Here is a 16911-nt window from a genome sequence, read left to right on the forward strand (position 1 = left end):
GGCGTGCCTTGCTTGCGGCCGCGCTATGGCTCGGGGCGCCAGCCTCGGCCGAGCCGGTCGCACGTCTCGTGTCGTTCGAGCCCGGGGCGGGTTTCGCACTGGCGGACGCGCAAGGCATCGCGCGCGTCGTCACGGCGCCGGGTGACCACGAGGTCGTCCGGATCGCCGCCGCCGACCTGACGAACGACCTCCGGCGCGTGACCGCTGCCACGACTGCCAACGGCACGCAGATCTGGCTCGGCACGCTCGGTCGCAACCCCGCGATCGACCGGCTGGTCCGGCGGGGCGCGCTCGACGTCTCGAAACTGCGCGGCGCGTGGGAGAGCTTCGTGATCGCCACCGTCGCCAACCCCGCACCCGGTATCCCGGCAGCGCTGGTGATCGTCGGCAGCGATCGTCGCGGAACGGCGTTCGGCGCGTACGAGCTGTCGCGCGCGATCGGTGTGTCGCCCTGGCATTGGTGGGCCGACGCCACGCCCGAGCATCACGCCGCGATTTATGCGGCGACCGGTCTCCACCGCTTCGGGCCGCCGTCGGTCCGGTATCGCGGGATTTTCCTCAACGACGAGGATTGGGGGCTGCAACCCTGGGCTGCCGGCACGTTCGAGCCAGAGGCCGGCACGATCGGGTCGAAGACCTACGCGAAGTTGTTCGAGCTCATGTTGCGGCTGAAGGCGAACATGGTCTGGCCGGCAATGCACAAGGTCACCGCGCCGTTCAACGCGAACCCCGAGAATGCGCGCCTCGCCGACCGCTACGCCATCGTCATGGGATCGAGCCATGCCGAGCCGATGTTGCGCAACAATGTCGGCGAATGGACGGCCCCCGCGGCGGACTTCAACTATTTGACCAACCCCGCCGGCGTCGCCGACTATTGGAACGCGCGCGTCCGAGCGAACGGCAGATACGAGAGCGTCTGGACGCTCGGGATGCGCGGCATCCACGACAGCGGGATCGTCGGCCCGACCACCGACGATGCGCGCCGATCGTTGCTCCAACGCATCTTCGCCGACCAGCGCGCGATGCTGACGCGCGGCGTGAACCGGGATCTGACGCGCGTCCCGCAGGTCTTCACGCTGTACAAGGAAGTGCTCGACGTCTATCGCGGCGGGCTGAAGGTACCCGACGACGTCACGCTGATGTGGCCCGACGATAATTTCGGCTATATCCGTCACGTCCCCGACGCCGCCGAGCGTGCGCGAACGGGCGGTTCGGGCATCTATTATCATTTGTCCTATCTCGGGGCGCCGCTGTCGTATCTCTGGCTGTCGACCACCCCGCCCGCGCTGATCCGCGAGGAACTTGGGCGGGCTTGGGATGCGGGTGCGCGGCGGATGTGGGTCGCCAATGTCGGCGACCTCAAGCCCGCGGAACTCGCGACCGATTATTTCCTGCAGCTTGCGTGGGACATACCGGGCACGCGCGGCAAACCGATCGATACCGTCGTCACGGACTGGGCGGCCGGCACGGTCGGCGCCGATGTCGCGCCGGAGATCGCCGCGATCATGGCCGAGCATCACCGGCTTAATTTCCAGCGCCGGCCCGAGCATCTGCAATGGTGGCTGCCCGGCGAACTCTCGAAGCCAAGCCCGCTTGCCCCTGCCGAGATCGCTACCCGCCTCGCCGCCTTCGACACGCTGCGCACGCGCGTCCGGTCGATCGCGCCGCGCATTGCGCCCGACCGCCGCGACGCGTTCTTCGAGCTGGTCGACTATCCGGTGACCGCGGCGGCGCTCGCCAATACGCGCGTGTTCGATGCCGAGGCGCATGACCGCCTGCGCGATACCGATCCGGCTGGTGCGGCAGTCGCTGGCGAACGTTCGCGCGCAGCGGACGCTGAAATCACCGCGCTGACGAGCCGCTACAATAGCGAGATCGCCGTCGGGAAGTGGCGGGGGATGATGGCGGTCGAACCTGCCGACGGGCAATGGCGCCGCTATCGCTTGTCGGTTCCAATGCTGCCCGCCCCAACTGCACCTCCCCGGCGGAAGCCGGGGCCCAGTTGGAAGGCCCCTGGTGAGATCGCGCCGCCCTCCGTTACCTCAGTCGTTCTAACTGGGCCCCGGCCTTCGCCGGGGAACCGGGAGGTTTTGCCAACGGCAACGATCGTGATCGAGGCGGAAGAGGCAGAAGGTCCACGCACCGGCTGGCGCGTGGTCGATGGCCTCGGCCGCAACGGCGCGGCGGTAGCGACCAGCGTACCGGCGACGCTGTCATATACTGTCACGCTCCCGCCCGGTCGCTGGCAGCTCTCAGCGGAAATGTTGCCGACCTACCCGACGATCGAAGGCGCCGACCTCGCGGTATCGGTCGCGATCGACGGCGGGACGCCCGTTCGCGTCGGTGTTCCGCGCAAGACCGGCGACCGGGCATGGGCGCTCGCAGTGCTCGACAACCGCCTCGACCTCGCGCTGCCGACGCCGCTCGCCGCCGGACGACACACCGTGTCGATCGGCATCGACGACCCCGCGATCCTCTTCGACGCGCTCCGCTTCGATCCGCTTCCCCCATCTCCAGCCAACGCCGGTACCCAAGGACTTTCGCATGGCCACTGATCCGATCGCCGCCCGTCCGGCCCTGCCGCTCGCGCCTGCCCGTCCGGTACGCTGGTACAATCTGCTCGCCTACGGATCGAACGACGTACTCGGCGCGGGGTCGATGGCGGTTATCAGCACCTGGATCCTGATCTTCTATACCAGCTTCTGCGGACTGTCCGCGGCGCAGGCGACGATCATCTTCGGCGTCGCGCGCGTGCTCGACGCGTTTACCAGCCCGACGATCGGCCACCTGTCGGACAATCTCGGGCGAAGCTGGCTAGGGCGCAAGTTCGGGCGGCGGCGGTTCTTCATCCTAGCGGCAATCCCCCTGCTCCCCTCGTTCGCGATCATGTGGGTCGCAGGGCAAGGCTTCTGGTATTATCTCGTGACGTACGTACTGTTCGAGATGGTCTACGCGATGGAGATCATCCCGTACGAGACGCTCGCGTCGGAGATGGCGACCGATTACCGCACCAAGGCCAAATTCGCCGGCGCGCGCATCCTGTGCGGCCAGTGCTCGGCGATCGCGGCGGCGTTCCTGCCGGGCTGGCTGATCGCGTATCTCGGCCCGGACTCGCCCGACACGTATCTGTATATGGGCATGATCTTCTCGGTGCTGTTCATGGGCGCCGCGGGTCTGCTGTACGCGTTCAGCTGGGAACGGCAGCGGCCGGAGGGGCTCGACGAGACCCAGGCGGTCGAGAAGGCGTCGCTGGGCGCGGCGTTCAAAGCGCTGTATCGCAACCTGTTCTCGACGTTGCGGATCCGCGCGTTCCGCCTGCATCTCGGCATGTATCTGGGCGGCTATATCAGCCAAGACATCTACAACGCAGCGTTCACCTATTTCGTGATCTTCGCGCTTGCCGGATCGACCGCGATCGTCGCGAACCTGGTCGGCGTTACGTACATTGTCCAGCTGGTCGCGGTCGTGCTGGCAATCAACTTCGCGCTGCGGCTGTCTCCGGCAGCCGCTTACCGGTTCGCGGCGCTGAGCTTCGCAATCGGGGTGGTGATCTTCCTCGCGATGTACGCGGCGGGGTATACCGCGACGTCGGCGCTGTTCTGGCTGCCGGTGGTGTTCGCCGGGTTGGGGCGCGGCGCGCTGAACTACATCCCATGGGCGACGTACAACTACATGGCCGACGTCGACGAGATCGTCACCGGGCGCCGTCGCGAGGGCGCGTTCGCCGGCGTGATGACGTTCGTGCGAAAGATGAGCCAGGCGCTGGCGGTGATCCTCGTCGGGCAGGTGATGCAGGCATCGGGCTTCGTGTCGAAGGCGACCGCGCAGAGCCCGCAGGCGATCTACGCGATCGTCGCGGTGCTCGGCGCAGGGACGATCGCGATGCTGATGTTCGGCGTGCTCGTGTCGACGCGGTTCCGCCTGACGCCCGCCACGCATGCGATCCTGCTGGAGGAGATCGAGCATCTGCGGCGCGGCGAGCGGACGCCGTCGACGCCGGACAACGCGCGCGTGGTCGAGGATCTGTCGGGCTGGTCCTATGACCAGCTCTGGGGCAACAACCCCGTCGCAGCGGCGGGCACGCGGTGATCCTGCTCGCCGCTGCGTTGCTCGCCGGTGCAGGTGCGCCGGTTGCGCCGAAGCCGCTGTTCCGTGATCCGGTACACGACGGCGCCGCCGATCCATCGACCGTCTATGACGCGGCCCGCCGCGAATGGGTGATGTTCTACACCAATCGCCGCGCCGACCTGCCGATGGCCGACGCGAAGGACGTGCGCTGGGTGCACGGTACCGCGATCGGCACCGCGCGATCGCGTGACGGCGTGCACTGGCGCTACGGGGGCACCGCGGCGATCCCCGCGTCCTGCACCGGCGCGACGTTGTGGGCGCCCGAAATCCAGTATCTCGCGGGCCGGTGGCACATGTGGCTGACCGTCGTGCCGGGCGTCTTCCGCGACTGGAACGCGCCGCGGTTCATCGTCCACCTGACCTCTCGCGACCTGAAACGCTGGACCTGCAGCGAACGGCTGTCGCTCGGCTCCGACCGGGTGATCGATGCGAGCGTTGCGGCACTCCCCGGTGGCGGTTATCGGCTCTGGTACAATGACGAGCGGCTGAACAAAGCGATCCGCTACGCCGACAGCGACGATCTGGTGCACTGGCGCGTGAAGGGCACGATCGTCGACACGCCCGGCGAGGGACCGAAGGCGTTCCGCTGGAAGGGCCGGTGGTGGCTGATCTCCGATGCGTGGAAGGGATTGCTGGCGATGCGCTCGGCGGATGGCGAGCACTGGACGCGGCAACCGGACTATCTGCTCGCGACGCCCGGCCGCGCCGAGACCGATCGCGCCAAGGGGCAGCATCCCGACGTGATCGTCGCGAAAGATCGCGCGTACATCGTCTATTTCGTCCAACAGTCCGGCGAACCGCAGTCCGCGCGCGATCCCGAATGGCACCGCCGCAGCGTGCTGCAGATCGCCGAACTGAAGGAAGCCGAGGGCATCCTCACGGTCGACCGCGACGCGCCGACCGCGATCCGGCTCGCGCGCCGCTAGTCAAGAAAACCGACCTGCCGCAGCCAAGCCTCGCACAGCGTCGGCCAGATCGAGACGGGCAGTCCCTGCGTATCGAGCGCGAAACCATGCGGCGCGTCGGCGAAGACGTGGAGTTCGGCCGCACCGCCGGCGTCCTGCCACGCCGTGTAAAGCCGGCGGGCGTTCTCGACCGGGACGACGGGATCGTTGCCGGCATAGACGATGAACGCAGGCGGCGGCGACGGCAGCAGTTGCGCATCGGGTTGCAGCCGGTCGTACATCGCCTGTTTCTCGACCGGGGGCAGCGGCGGCTTGTCGGCGATGATCGTCCGTCCCGCCGCGTTGGTGGAGATCGGGGCATACCCCATGACCATCACGTCGGGCCGCGTCGGCTCGTCAGGATGACGCGATGCCGGTGCCGTCCACTCGTCGGGATACGCCGCGGCAAGGCATGCAGCCAGATGACCGCCCGAGGACAGTCCGACCACACCGAGCCCTACCGGCGCGAGACCGCTCGCACGGACCCGCCGCATCGCCTCGCGCGCGTCGTCGAGCGGTGCGGCGATGCCGTTGGCGGCATTGGGGAAACGGTGGATCAGGACGAACGCGTGATAGCCGAGTCCCGTCAGCCAGGCGGCGACCTGTACCCCTTCCCTGCCCGCCATCAACTGCGTGTAGCCACCGCCGCCAAGCACGAGCATCGCCCGGCCATTGGGCTTGGCGGCACGGAACCCGAGCAGCACCGGCTGGTCGATCGTCGTCACGACCGCAACCTCGGCCGCGACCGAAGGATCCTCGAACGTCACCGCGGGCTCGTCCGCCCACAGCGGCCACACATCATCTGCACCCAGCATCACGAACACCCCGGTTTAGCGTTGTCGAACGACGAGTGCCCCGGCGTGCAGGGATGCGTCGGATACGCCTCCCCGTCGAGTTCGGTAGCCTCGCGTACCACCGCCAGCCGATCGCCCTCGTCGCGCATCTCGTACAACTTGCCGAGCGCGAAGTTGAACGGGCGGTGGAGGATCATCATCAGCCGGCCGTCGAACGCACGGAACAGCATGCCGTGGCCACTGTCGCGCTCGACGAGCGGGCCGAGTTGCTCCCACGGACCTTCGATACCGCCCGATCGCGATCGCGCCTGCCCCTCGACATAGCCCTTCTTTCCATAGCTCGACCACAGCATCAGCAATGCACCGGTCTTGCTGCGGTACAGTTCGGGACCGTCGGTGACATAGACCGTGTCGCCATCGGGCTGCTTCTGGCCGACCACCCACGCGGCGTCGTTCGCACTGAACAGGCGCTTCGCCGTGCCCGCCGCGGACAGGTCGTCGTTCAGCGGCACGGCTTCCATCGTGCCGATCGTCGTCTGCCACCATTCGTGCGCGTAGACGAGCCACGGCTTGCCCTTCGGGTCGACGTACAGCGTGCCGTCGAGCGACATCTGGTCCTTCGACACGATCGGCTCGCCACCTCGGACCAATGCATAGGGCCCGTCGATCTTGTCCGCGACCGCGAGGACGGTGCCGCGGCGATAGGTCGCGCGCTTGCCGTTGGGCGTCAGCGGCGAGGCCGGATCGTGGAACGTCGCGAAGAGATACCAGCGGTTCTTCCAGCGGTGTACTTCCGGCGCCCAGCTTCCCGCCTTGGCCCAGACGTCGCCGGGCAACACGAACACCAGCTTGGGCCTGGTCCAGTGCTTCAGGTCGCGGCTCGCATACATCATCGTGCCCAGCCGCGAGTCGCCGGTCATCGCGACCTCGTTGCGGGTAAAAAGGTAATAGGTGCGACTGGCCTTGTCGGCGACGATCCACGGATCGTGGAGGTGCATCGCGGTCATCAGCAACGGCGCGTCGGGCTCGCGTGGCGGGGTTGCGGGTGCGGCCCCCGCGAGTGCCAGCAGGCTGGCGGCAATCAGGTGCGCGATCCGGGTCATACGACGGTCTCCACCGCTATGCTGTTGCCATAGCCGATCACCACGGTCGCGATCAGCAGCAGCGCGACGCCCGCCCAGACCACGGCCTTGATCCGCGCGCCGGCGTCCTTCCACTCGCGGAACGCAAAGCCCCACAGCGTGCCGAAGATGATGATGCTCGCCATGTGCAGCGTCCAGCTCGAGAAGCCGAGGCGCCCCATCTGGCTTTCGCCCATCGTGTAGAAGAAGAACTGGAAATACCACGTCACCCCCGCGAGGGCGCTCAGTGCGTAGTTGCGCAGGAGCGGCGGACGGCCGCCGTCGGTCGTGCGGCCAAGCCATTGCTTTGCGCTCCGGTTCTTCGCGATCAACCACGCGCACCAGGCACCGTTGGTGACGAGCCCACCGGCCATGATGAGGCACAACACGGGAAGCCCGGTCCAGAGCGGCCCGGTGCCCGCGGCCGCCGACAACGCCTTGATCGGCTCGCCCGCAGCGAGGCCGAATGCGAAGCACGCGGACATTATCCCGGCGCCGATCGCGACGACGATGCCCCTGCGGAAATCGAACTCGGCGACGACCGCCAGCTTCTGTTCGGGCGTCAGCCGCGCGTCCTTCATCGCGCCCGCGATCGCGACGACGACGATCCCGGCGAGCGTCAGGCCGATACCGGCGAGGACGATGTTGCCGGAGGTGGTCGCGATCAGCTTTTCGTGAAACTCGCCCGTGAACGCCGGCGGGATCAGCGTGCCGAATACGGTGCATAATCCAAGGACGACCGCCATGCCGAGCGACAGCCCGAGATACCGCATGACGAGCCCGTAGCCGAGTCCGCCGAACCCCCACAGCACGCCGAACACCATCGGCCACCAGAACGCGCCGTCCGGTGCGCGCCCGAGCACGCCGAGCAGGTCGTGCGTCTGGAGGCTGGCGAAGAACCACGGTGCGACCAGCCACGACACGACGCCGCCGGTCAGCCAGTAGATCTCCCACGACCAGCGCTTCACGCCGCGATAGGGGACGTAGAAGCTCGCCGACGCGAGCCCGCCAAGCCAGTGATACAGGACCCCGAGCAGCGGGTTCACAGGTCGAGACCCAGCCGGTAGATCCGGTTCGCATTGCCGCCGAACAGCGCGCGGCGTTCGTCTTCGGCGAAGTCGGCGACCAGCGCGTGATAGGTTTCGAGGTAGCGATCGATCGGCGCGAACAGCGTGTCGGTCGGCGCGTCGCTGGCGAACAGGCAGCGATCGGTACCGAACAGGTCGATCGCTTCGAGGAGGAAGGGCCGCACGTTCTCCGGCGTCCAGTCGCGCGCGATGAAGCCGAGCCCCGACAGCTTGATCGCGACATGCGGCAGCGCGGCGAGCACGCGCAGGCTCTCGCGCCATTCCGTTATGCCATCGGGATCGGTGAGCACGGGCATGCCAAGATGGTTGATGATGACCGGGATGTCTGGATGGCGCGCGATCAGCGGCGCGAGGCCCGACATCTGCGCGGGATAGCATTGCAGGTCGAACGAGAGCGCGTGCGTACGTAGCAGCGCGTAGCCCGCCTGCCACTGGGCATCCTGCGTGAGGTCGCGCGCCGTGTAGCTGCGAGCCGGATCGGCGTGCCAGTTGACGATCTGGCGAATGCCCCGAACACGGGGAAACGCAGCCTGCGCAGCGAGGTGCGTGTCGACGTCGGGATCGTCCAGCGGTGCGTAGGCGACGATCGCGTTGGGCAAGCCGTGCTCGGCGGCGATTCCCTCCAGCCAGCGCGTCTCGTCGAGCGCCTGCACCGGGTCCGCACCCGCATCGACATGCACCGCGCCGACGACATTCCACCGCGCGAGCGCCGCGCGGTACTCGACGATTCCGAAGTCGCGCGCGATCGGCTCGACGCTGCCATTGGGGCCATCATCGGCGAAGGGCGGCGACAGCCACGGGTAGCGGATGTGGCTCAGGTCCCACAGGTGGATGTGCGCATCGACGAACGGGGTCATTGCACGCTCTCCTGGGATATTGCTCGCGTGCCGCCTCGTGTCGGGCAGCTTTGCTGGACGATTTCAGATGACAGTCGGAACGATCCTCCCCCGCCAGGGGGAGGTGGCGCCAAAGGCGACGGAGGGGGAGGATACGGAACAGAGGTTACCCTTACCTCCCCCTCCGTCTGGCAAGTACCAGCCACCCCCCTGGCGGGGGAGGATGCACTCTCTAGAACGTCGTCCGTCCCCCCGACGTGTCGAAGGTCGACGCCGTCGTGAAGCTGCACTCCTCCGACGCCATGAAGCACACCATCGCGGTCGATTCCGGGATCTCGCCCAGCCGCCCCATCGGGATCTTCGAGCGCATATACTCGACCTGGCTCGCCGGAAGCTGTTCCAGGATCGGGCTCTCGAACGTCGCCGGGGTCAGCGCGTTGGCGATGACGCCCTTGCCCGCGAGTTCCTTGCCGAGGCTCTTGGTCAGCCCGATCACCGCCGCCTTGGTCGCCGAATAGGCGGACGCGTTGGGGTTGCCCTCCTTGCCTGCCACCGACGACACGTTGACGATGCGGCCATAACCGTTCGCCAACATCAACGGAACGACCGTCCGGCAGCAATAGAACAGCCCGTTCAAATTGATGTCGACGACGCGCTTCCAGCTGTCGAGCGGGTATTCGTGGACCGGTGCGGTCGCCCCCGTAATTCCGGCCGAACAGATCAGGATGTCGACCTTGCCGAGCACGGCCGCGCTCTCGGCCGCCGCCGCGACGACCGCGTCGACGTCGGACACGTCGAGCGCGACGACGTGCGCCGCACCGACCTCGTCCTTCGCGACCGCGAGCTTTGCGGCGTCGAGATCCCACAGCACGACGCTGCCGCCTTCCGCGACGATCCGCTTGGCGACATCCTTGCCGAGCCCCGACGCGCCGCCGGTGACGATCGCGCAGCGACCGGCAAACCGCCCCCCATAGATCGTCATGCGATCGAACCTTCACCCAGGTGGCGCCATTCGACGACCGACTGACGCTGCGTGCCGAGCCCGGCAATGCCGAGTTCCATAACGTCGCCGGCCTTCAGGAAGATCGACTCGGGCTTCTTGCCCTCGCCGACGCCCGGCGGCGTGCCGGTGATCAGCAGGTCGCCGGGGTACAGCGTGATATATTCGCTGACGTAGGAAATGAGCTGCTTCAGGTCGAAGATCATCGTCTTCGTGTTGCCGGTCTGCATCCGCACGCCGTTGACGTCGAGGTGCATGTCGAGGTCCTGCGCGTCGCCGATCTCGTCGGGCGTCACCAGCCACGGGCCGACCGGGCAGAAGGTGTCGTGGCCCTTGCCCTTGCTCCACTGCGACCCACGCTGCTTCTGGTTGAAGCGCTCCGACACGTCGTTGGCGAGGACATAGCCCGCGACCTTGTCGAGCGCCTCGTCTTCCGAGACGTAGCGGCAGGTCTTGCCGATGATCACGCCGAGCTCGACCTCCCAGTCGCCATGCGTCGAACCGCGCGGCAGGACGACGTCGTCGTTCGGGCCGCTGAGGCTGGACAGCGGCTTCATGAACATCATCGGTTCAGTGGGGATCGGCAGGCCGGATTCGATCGCGTGATCGCGGTAGTTGAGGCCGATCGCGACGATCTTGCCGATGCCCTTGATCGGGACGCCGTAGCGCGGCGTACCGTCGACGACCGGCAGCGACGCGGGATCGGCCGCGAACGCCTGCGCCAGCGTTGCGACGCTGAGATCGTCGATCACGCCCGACAGGTCGCGGATCGCACCGTCGGCATCGACGATGCCGGGCTTTTCCTGGCCGGGTTGGCCGTAGCGGCAGAGCTTCATGAGCGGTCTTTCCGAAAGAGAAAATGGATCAATGCGTGTAGGGGCGGTGCATCGCGATCTCGGGGTTGAGCGTGACGCCGAACCCCGGCGCATCGAGCGCGCTTGCCTTCATCCGACCGTTCTGCGGCACGGGCTCGCCGAGCAGCTGCGGATGGAACATCGGCACCACCTCGGTCGGTCCGGGATGCATCATCAGGAACTCGGCGAACGGCGAATTGTGGCGCGTGATGACGAAATGGTAGCTGTAGACCGACGACCCGTGCGGCACGACCATCTTGCCGTGCGCATCGGCCAGCGCGCTGATCTTGAGCAGTTCGGTGACGCCACCGCACCAGCCGACGTCGGGCTGGATGATGTCGCAGCAGTCCATCTCGAGCAGCATCCGGAAGCCCCAGCGCGTCGCCTCGTGCTCGCCGGTGGTGACCAGCATGCCCTTGGGCACGTTGCGCTTCAGTTCGGCATAGCCCCAGTAATCGTCGGGGCTGATCGCCTCCTCGATCCACTTCAGGCCGTGCTCGTGCGCCGCGATCGCGAGCCGCGTGGCATAGTCGACGTCGAGCGCCATCCAGCAGTCGAGCATCAGCCAGAAATCGGGACCGCATTTCTCGCGCATGTCGGCGATCATCGCGATGTTCTTCTTCATGCCCTCGGCGCCCTCGGCGGGGCCGTGGTGGAGCGGCATCTTGCCACCGATGAAGCCGAGTTCCTTGGCGACGTCGGGCCGTGCGCCAGTCGCGTAAAATTGCAGTTCGTCGCGCACCGCGCCACCGAGCAGGTGATAGACCGGCTCCTGCCGTAGCTTGCCGAGCAGATCCCACAGCGCGAGATCGACGCCGGAGATCGCGTTCACGACCAGCCCCTTGCGGCCGTAATATTGCGTCGAGAAGTACATCTGGTCCCAGATCTTCTCGTACTCGGTCGGCGAGCGCCCTTCGAGGAAGCGCGCGAGGTGCTTCTCGACGATGAACGCCGCGGGTTCGCCCCCTGTCGTGACCGCGAAGCCGACCGTGCCGTCCTCGGCCTCGATCTCGACGACCAGCGTACCGAGCACGTTGATCCCGAAGCTCTGGCGCGACTGGCGGTATTCGGGATAGCGGCTCATCGGCGTCGCGATGTGGTCATCTATCCAGTGCCCCGCGCCTTGGTCGTGATAATCGGCACCACCACCACGAACGACGAACGCCCGGACGTGCTTGATCTTCGGCAAAGTCACAATCGCCACGCTCAACGCTCCTCATCCCCCGCGCCCCACCGGAGGCGCGTCGTACACACCATCGAACGATGTCCGCGTCCTGCCCGCCCGGTCTCGTTCAACCGGCAACGCAGCATATCCACGTCTCATCCAATGATTTGCATCATCTCATTTTGTGAGACGAATGATTACTTGATGAGAATGTCCGCGTCAAACGCAGACTTGTACCGGAGACCCGAAATCGCTCGCCTGCACTTGCGCGCTAATTGGGCCCAGATCGCCGTCTGGAAAAAATGACTGACACGGCCATAAACTGGTGATATATGATTTACCATCTTACAATGTGGTACATCACCGAAGAGTGGTTCCGCGCAAAGGGGAGGATACCAATGAACGGTTTACGTCTCACGGCCTGCATCCGTAGCGGCACGTCCATGCTCGCCCTGCTCTCTGCCGGCATTGCTACCTCCGCAGCCGCTCAGCAGACAACCGCGGATACGTCCCCGGTGGCTGACACACCGGCCGATGCAATCCAGACCGACGACATCATCGTCACGGGTTTCCGCGCGTCGCTCACCACTGCGATCAACCAGAAGCGCAACGAGACCGCCGCGATCGACAGCATCGTCGCGGAGGACATCGGCAAGTTCCCCGACTCGAACTTGGCCGAATCGATGCAGCGCATTCCCGGCGTCGCGCTTGCCCGCGGCGACGGTGGCGAGGGCCGCAACATCTCGGTCCGCGGGCTGGGCGCCGCATTTACCCGCGTCCGCATCAACGGTATGGAAGGCACGTCGCAGACCGGATCGTCCGACATCTATGGCGGTGGCAACAACGGTCGTAGTTTCGATTTCAACGTCTTCCCGACCGAGATCTTCTCGTCGCTCGCGGTTCGCAAGACGCCCTCGGCCGATGTCGAGGAGGGCTCGCTCGGCGCGACCGTCGACCTGTCCGCACCCAAGCCACTGGCCGGCAAGCAGGACTTCACGCTCAGCGCGACTGTCCGCGGCGTCTACAGCGAACTCGCCAAGAAGGTGAACCCTCGCGCCTCGTTGCTGATCGCCAAGAAGTTCGACGACGGAAGGTTCGGCGTCCTCGGCTCGGTCGCCTATCAGGAACGCGACATCCGCGAAGTCGGCTATTCCGCGGTCGACATCCTGTCCGCCAATACCAACGGGTTGTTCTGTTCGCCCGTCGGCTTCGCGCCCGCCACGCCGGCGATCGGCAGCAAGGGTGCCGATGCCGCGAATTGCTATCCCGGCACGCCGCGTACCAGCACGGCGGCGGCGTTCAACACGGTGCTCGCCGCGCGCCGCCCCGACCTGCCCAACACCGCCGGCAGTGGCGCGTTTTTCCCGCGCATCCCGCGCTATCTGAATTCGGAGCAGAAGCAGAAGCGGCTCGGCGGCACGCTCAGCTTCCAGTTCCAGCCCGACGCGGCGACCGATATTTCGCTCGACCTGCTCTATTCGCGTTTCCATGTCGTGCGCCGGGACAATTACATCGAGGCGATTTCGTTCGCGCGCTCGGCCGCGAACAACGGCCAGCCAGTGATGTCGATCAAGGACGTCCAGCTGACACCGCAAGGCGGCCTGATCTACGGCCTGTTCGACGGCGTCGACGTTCGCTCCGAAGGGCTGGTCGACGATTTCACGTCGACGTTCAAGCAGGCCAATCTCAACATCAAGCACGACTTCACCGACAGCTTCGGGATCACCGCGCTGTTCGGGCTCAACCAGGCCAAGGCGTTCGGCAAGCGGCGCTTCCAGTATTTCATGGATGCGATCGACACGCCCAATTTCTCGATCGATTACCGCGACGGCAATGATACGCCGAAGCTCGGCTTCGGTTTCGACGTGTCCGATCCGACCCGCTTCAACTACGGACCTGCGCTTGCCGATGGCACCGTACGCGGCGGCTACAGCTTCCAGGCGCGTCCCTCGACCAACACCAACAACGGACTGACCGCGGAAACGAACCTGCATTGGAAGGTCGCCGACGTGCTGACGCTGAAGGCGGGCGGCCAATATCGCCGCAGCGATTTCACGTTGCGCAACGTCATTCCGTACACCGCCGACACGCTCACCAGGGCGCTGCCCGCCGGTACCACGCTCGCCGACATCACGCACCAGATCAGCGGCGTCGGCAATCTCTGGGGCAATGGCGCGCCGTCGAGCTGGGCTTCGCTCGATCCAGACAAGTTGATCAGCACGTTCAACCTGGATGCAGTGCGCTATTGCGGCACCGAATGCGGCGCGCAGTCCAGCCGCGTGCTCGAGGAAGTCTCGTCGGCCTATGCGATGGCGGCGTTCGATCTCGGCGACCGGCTCGGCGGCATCGGCGTTCGCGGCGATGCGGGCGTCCGCTTCGTCCACACCGACCAGCTGTCGTCGGGCTTCATCTCGGTCGCGCTCGCAGGCTCGCCGACAGGCGTGACGGGACGGTTCGCCACCGCGAACAAGCGCTACAGCGACTGGCTGCCCTCCGGTAACCTCGTGATCGAACCGATCGAAGACCTGCTGTTCCGCTTCTCGGGCGCGAAGGTGCTCGCCCGACCGGAACTCGGCGTGCTGACTCCCACCAGCGGCGTCAACGCGATCACGCGCAACGGCAGCGTCCAGAACCCCCAACTCGATCCGATCCGCGCCAACACCTTCGATGCGGCGATCGAATGGTATTTCCGCCCGGGCGCGCTGCTGTCCGCCGCGTTCTTCTACAAGGATCTGAAATCCTACGTGCAGAGCGTCAACACGCTCATCCCGTTCAGCGATCTCGGCCTGCCGAACGAACTTCTCGCGGGCAGCAACACGTTGCCGAGCGAACAGTTCACGATCGCGCAGCCGCTCAACACGCCGGGTGGCCCGTTGAAGGGCGTCGAGGTCAACGCGCAGGTGCCGTTCACCTTCCTGCCAGGGTTCCTCAGGAACTTCGGCGCGCTGGCGAACTACACGCACGTCACCTCGCGGATCGACTATATCCTCGCCAGCGTGAACGGCGTGCCCACCGTCACGACCACCGCCAACCTGATCGGCCTGTCGAAGAACACCGCATCGGGCACGCTCTATTACGAGGACAGCAAGTTCAGCATCCGCGGCACCGCCAATTACCGCGACGGCTTCATCCGCGGCATCCCGGCCTCCCCCGGCAGCGATCTCCAGGGCAACGACAGCACGCTGTTCGTCGACGCCTCCGCCTCGTTCGCGGTCACGGACAACGTGAAGCTGATCGTCGAAGGCACCAACCTCACCGACGAACAGAACCGGCTCTACACCGACAGCGTCCGCCAGGACACGCTGTTCCAGACCCGAATCGGTCGCACGGTGACGTTCGGCGTCAACTTCAAGCTGTGACGACCGACCCGAACAGGCAAAAAGTCCCCTTCAATGACGGCCGCGTGGTCGGCCAGGCCGATAGGGACTTGGCTTCCTGTCGCGTCGCTCATAAAGCGGGCGTTGATTCGAAAGACCGTCACGATAGCCGAGAGCCCTAGATAGCATGCAAATAATCGTTCGCGACAATAACGTCGACCAGGCCCTCCGCGCCTTGAAGAAGAAGCTGCAGCGCGAAGGCGTGTACCGCGAGATGAAGCTTCGTCGTCATTACGAGAAGCCGTCGGAGAAGCGTGCACGCGAGCATGCTGCCGCGGTCAGCCGTGCACGCAAGGCCGATCGCAAGCGTGCCGAGCGCGATAACTGATCGTTCCCGGACCGGGCCTTGCACGATAATGGTCGTGCAAGCCCGGTCCGACATCATGCGCCGTTCTGGAATGGCGCCTGCGGCACTGGCCGACTGTTTCGCGACATCGCGTATCCACTCGATCCAGACATCCTGCCGACGTAACTGTGAGTTCACAGCAGAATCATCGCTGCTGACGATGACGGCCGCCTAACGACTTTGGCAGTTGAGCCCGTCCCGGCTCCGGCTCAGGCCTCACGCCGCCATCCATACCTTGATGCGTCTATTCCGGGGCGACACCGTCCGCGTTGACCAGGTCGGCGCCGACGAGCGTACCGCGCACGCGCACCCGTTTCTCGACCAGATCGACCGGTACGCGGTGCAGCTCGAGCTGGTAGCGACCGCCGATATCCCGACGTAGATAGAATGCACCGCCATCGCGCAGCAGCATCCCGGTCTCGTCGATTACTGTCCCGATTGTCGTCATGCGCGTGCCATTCCCGTTGATCAGGATAGCGCGTATCCCAAGAAGCGAGGCGTTTCCATGCAGTTACGCCGCATATTATTTCTCCGCCCCAACGACCAGGTCGATCACTGCATCGAACGATACTCTCCGCACCGATGCCGGTCGTGCGCTAATGGCCGCCCTCGACCCACGGAATGCCCGCCTCTCGAAACGCATCGGCGAGCGCGGCTTCGAGTTCCAGCGACTCCCATTGCTGCATAGGGTTCAGATGCTCGACGAGTTCGGGGAGCAGATGCACCCCGAACCTCCTGACCGCACCGCTGGCCTTGTACCCCAGCTTGTGCTGATCGAACCGCCAGTCCGGATCGCGCGACGTCTGCCCGACATACAATCCCCAGCGCTCCGGGAACCGCGAGTCATGCAGCAGCACGATATAGACGGAGTGCCTCGCGTTGCGCGAACCGGCGGTCGCCGCGCGAAAATTCTCACAGGCTCGCCGAGCCGCCGGCATCCAGCCGATCGATGTCATCCTCGTCGATTCACCGACAGGTCGATACGGTCCGAAACCTCTAGGCGTCTTTCGCCGTCTTCGTCTTGCCCGAGCGCGCCGGCAGGCGGTTCTCTTTCGCCAGTTCGGAAAGATGCTCCGCCGCCCTGATGTGCATGGCGCGGACCTCGTTGATCGGTGAGGCGACCGCCGCAGCGATATGCCTGGCCAGCTGTTCCCGCGGATCGTTCAGGAACGGTGATTGCCCCACACTCTGCTCTCCTACTGCGCCGCGCACGTCGCGCGTGTCGGCTGCCGTTCAAACGCTGCGGGCCCTTGTTCGG

The 16911-nt window shown here is 65.9% G+C and carries 15 protein-coding genes; 5 read left to right on the forward strand and 10 right to left on the reverse strand.

The window, feature by feature from the left end:
- Positions 1-8 precede the first annotated feature (8 nt).
- From C8J39_RS13720 to C8J39_RS13730, 3 genes are read left to right on the forward strand one after another with little or no spacing between them, the layout of a single operon-like run.
- Complete coding sequence (locus C8J39_RS13720; RefSeq protein ID WP_120300992.1) at positions 9-2555, forward strand: glycosyl hydrolase 115 family protein; 2547 nt, start codon at positions 9-11, stop codon at positions 2553-2555.
- A complete protein-coding gene (locus tag C8J39_RS13725) occupies positions 2545-4089 on the forward strand; it encodes an MFS transporter (RefSeq protein ID WP_120300993.1) in 1545 nt (514 codons plus the stop codon). Before C8J39_RS13720 ends, C8J39_RS13725 begins: the two co-directional genes overlap by 11 nt.
- Positions 4086-5054, forward strand: coding sequence for a family 43 glycosylhydrolase (locus C8J39_RS13730; protein ID WP_243650102.1), 969 nt, complete (start codon positions 4086-4088; stop codon positions 5052-5054). Before C8J39_RS13725 ends, C8J39_RS13730 begins: the two co-directional genes overlap by 4 nt.
- On the opposite strand, the gene C8J39_RS13735 is transcribed toward C8J39_RS13730, so the two are convergent.
- The 7 genes from C8J39_RS13735 to rhmD all read right to left on the reverse strand — a co-directional run bounded on the left by C8J39_RS13735 (position 5051) and on the right by rhmD (position 11960).
- Positions 5051-5887 carry an alpha/beta hydrolase gene (locus tag C8J39_RS13735; RefSeq protein ID WP_120301212.1) on the reverse strand — a complete coding sequence of 279 codons (837 nt, stop codon included), beginning with the start codon at positions 5885-5887 and terminating at the stop codon, positions 5051-5053. The genes C8J39_RS13730 and C8J39_RS13735 overlap by 4 nt on opposite strands.
- Positions 5887-6969: a glycoside hydrolase family 43 protein gene (locus tag C8J39_RS13740; RefSeq protein WP_120300994.1), complete on the reverse strand. Its 1083-nt coding sequence runs from the start codon at positions 6967-6969 to the stop codon at positions 5887-5889. Before C8J39_RS13740 ends, C8J39_RS13735 begins: the two co-directional genes overlap by 1 nt.
- A complete protein-coding gene (gene rhaT / locus C8J39_RS13745; protein WP_120300995.1) occupies positions 6966-8033 on the reverse strand; it encodes an L-rhamnose/proton symporter RhaT in 1068 nt (355 codons plus the stop codon). Before rhaT ends, C8J39_RS13740 begins: the two co-directional genes overlap by 4 nt.
- Positions 8030-8932 (reverse strand): amidohydrolase, encoded by a 903-nt coding sequence (locus C8J39_RS13750; protein ID WP_120300996.1) that lies wholly within the window; start codon positions 8930-8932, stop codon positions 8030-8032. Before C8J39_RS13750 ends, rhaT begins: the two co-directional genes overlap by 4 nt.
- A gap of 211 nt (positions 8933-9143) precedes the next feature.
- Entirely contained in the window at positions 9144-9893 is a 750-nt protein-coding gene (locus C8J39_RS13755; RefSeq protein WP_120300997.1) for an SDR family NAD(P)-dependent oxidoreductase, read from the reverse strand.
- Positions 9890-10747, reverse strand: coding sequence for a fumarylacetoacetate hydrolase family protein (locus C8J39_RS13760; protein WP_120300998.1), 858 nt, complete (start codon positions 10745-10747; stop codon positions 9890-9892). Before C8J39_RS13760 ends, C8J39_RS13755 begins: the two co-directional genes overlap by 4 nt.
- A gap of 28 nt (positions 10748-10775) precedes the next feature.
- On the reverse strand, positions 10776-11960 hold the full coding sequence (gene rhmD, locus C8J39_RS13765) for an L-rhamnonate dehydratase (RefSeq protein WP_056065412.1): 1185 nt from the start codon (positions 11958-11960) through the stop codon (positions 10776-10778).
- Positions 11961-12328: 368 nt separating this feature from the next.
- On the opposite strand from rhmD, the gene C8J39_RS13770 reads away from it, so the two are divergent.
- Both C8J39_RS13770 and rpsU read left to right on the forward strand, forming a co-directional pair.
- Complete coding sequence (locus C8J39_RS13770; RefSeq protein ID WP_120300999.1) at positions 12329-15289, forward strand: TonB-dependent receptor; 2961 nt, start codon at positions 12329-12331, stop codon at positions 15287-15289.
- Positions 15290-15434: 145 nt separating this feature from the next.
- Entirely contained in the window at positions 15435-15635 is a 201-nt protein-coding gene (gene rpsU / locus C8J39_RS13775) for a 30S ribosomal protein S21 (protein WP_031393196.1), read from the forward strand.
- Between the two features lie 262 nt (positions 15636-15897).
- Here the strand turns inward: rpsU and C8J39_RS13780 are convergent, their stop codons facing one another.
- From C8J39_RS13780 to C8J39_RS13790, 3 genes are all read right to left on the reverse strand, one after another.
- Positions 15898-16101: a DUF5818 domain-containing protein gene (locus tag C8J39_RS13780; protein WP_120301000.1), complete on the reverse strand. Its 204-nt coding sequence runs from the start codon at positions 16099-16101 to the stop codon at positions 15898-15900.
- 148 nt (positions 16102-16249) lie between these two features.
- Positions 16250-16609 carry a hypothetical protein gene (locus C8J39_RS13785; RefSeq protein WP_120301001.1) on the reverse strand — a complete coding sequence of 120 codons (360 nt, stop codon included), beginning with the start codon at positions 16607-16609 and terminating at the stop codon, positions 16250-16252.
- A gap of 40 nt (positions 16610-16649) precedes the next feature.
- Positions 16650-16865 carry a hypothetical protein gene (locus C8J39_RS13790; RefSeq protein ID WP_120301002.1) on the reverse strand — a complete coding sequence of 72 codons (216 nt, stop codon included), beginning with the start codon at positions 16863-16865 and terminating at the stop codon, positions 16650-16652.
- Between the last annotated feature and the right edge of the window lie 46 nt (positions 16866-16911).

Source organism: Sphingomonas sp. PP-CC-1A-547 (genome assembly GCF_003610375.1).
Classification (GTDB): domain Bacteria; phylum Pseudomonadota; class Alphaproteobacteria; order Sphingomonadales; family Sphingomonadaceae; genus Sphingomonas.

Excerpts from the sequence above, each read along its gene's own strand:
- C8J39_RS13725 (WP_120300993.1), top strand. The coding sequence starts at position 2,545 with ATGGCCACTGATCCGATCGCCGCCCGTCCGGCCCTGCCGCTCGCGCCT.
- C8J39_RS13735 (WP_120301212.1), bottom strand. The coding sequence starts at position 5,887 with ATGCTGGGTGCAGATGATGTGTGGCCGCTGTGGGCGGACGAGCCCGCG.
- C8J39_RS13740 (WP_120300994.1), bottom strand. The coding sequence starts at position 6,969 with ATGACCCGGATCGCGCACCTGATTGCCGCCAGCCTGCTGGCACTCGCG.
- C8J39_RS13750 (WP_120300996.1), bottom strand. The coding sequence starts at position 8,932 with ATGACCCCGTTCGTCGATGCGCACATCCACCTGTGGGACCTGAGCCAC.
- C8J39_RS13755 (WP_120300997.1), bottom strand. The coding sequence starts at position 9,893 with ATGACGATCTATGGGGGGCGGTTTGCCGGTCGCTGCGCGATCGTCACC.
- C8J39_RS13760 (WP_120300998.1), bottom strand. The coding sequence starts at position 10,747 with ATGAAGCTCTGCCGCTACGGCCAACCCGGCCAGGAAAAGCCCGGCATC.
- C8J39_RS13770 (WP_120300999.1), top strand. The coding sequence starts at position 12,329 with ATGAACGGTTTACGTCTCACGGCCTGCATCCGTAGCGGCACGTCCATG.
- rpsU (WP_031393196.1), top strand. The coding sequence starts at position 15,435 with ATGCAAATAATCGTTCGCGACAATAACGTCGACCAGGCCCTCCGCGCC.
- C8J39_RS13780 (WP_120301000.1), bottom strand. The coding sequence starts at position 16,101 with ATGACGACAATCGGGACAGTAATCGACGAGACCGGGATGCTGCTGCGC.
- C8J39_RS13785 (WP_120301001.1), bottom strand. The coding sequence starts at position 16,609 with ATGACATCGATCGGCTGGATGCCGGCGGCTCGGCGAGCCTGTGAGAAT.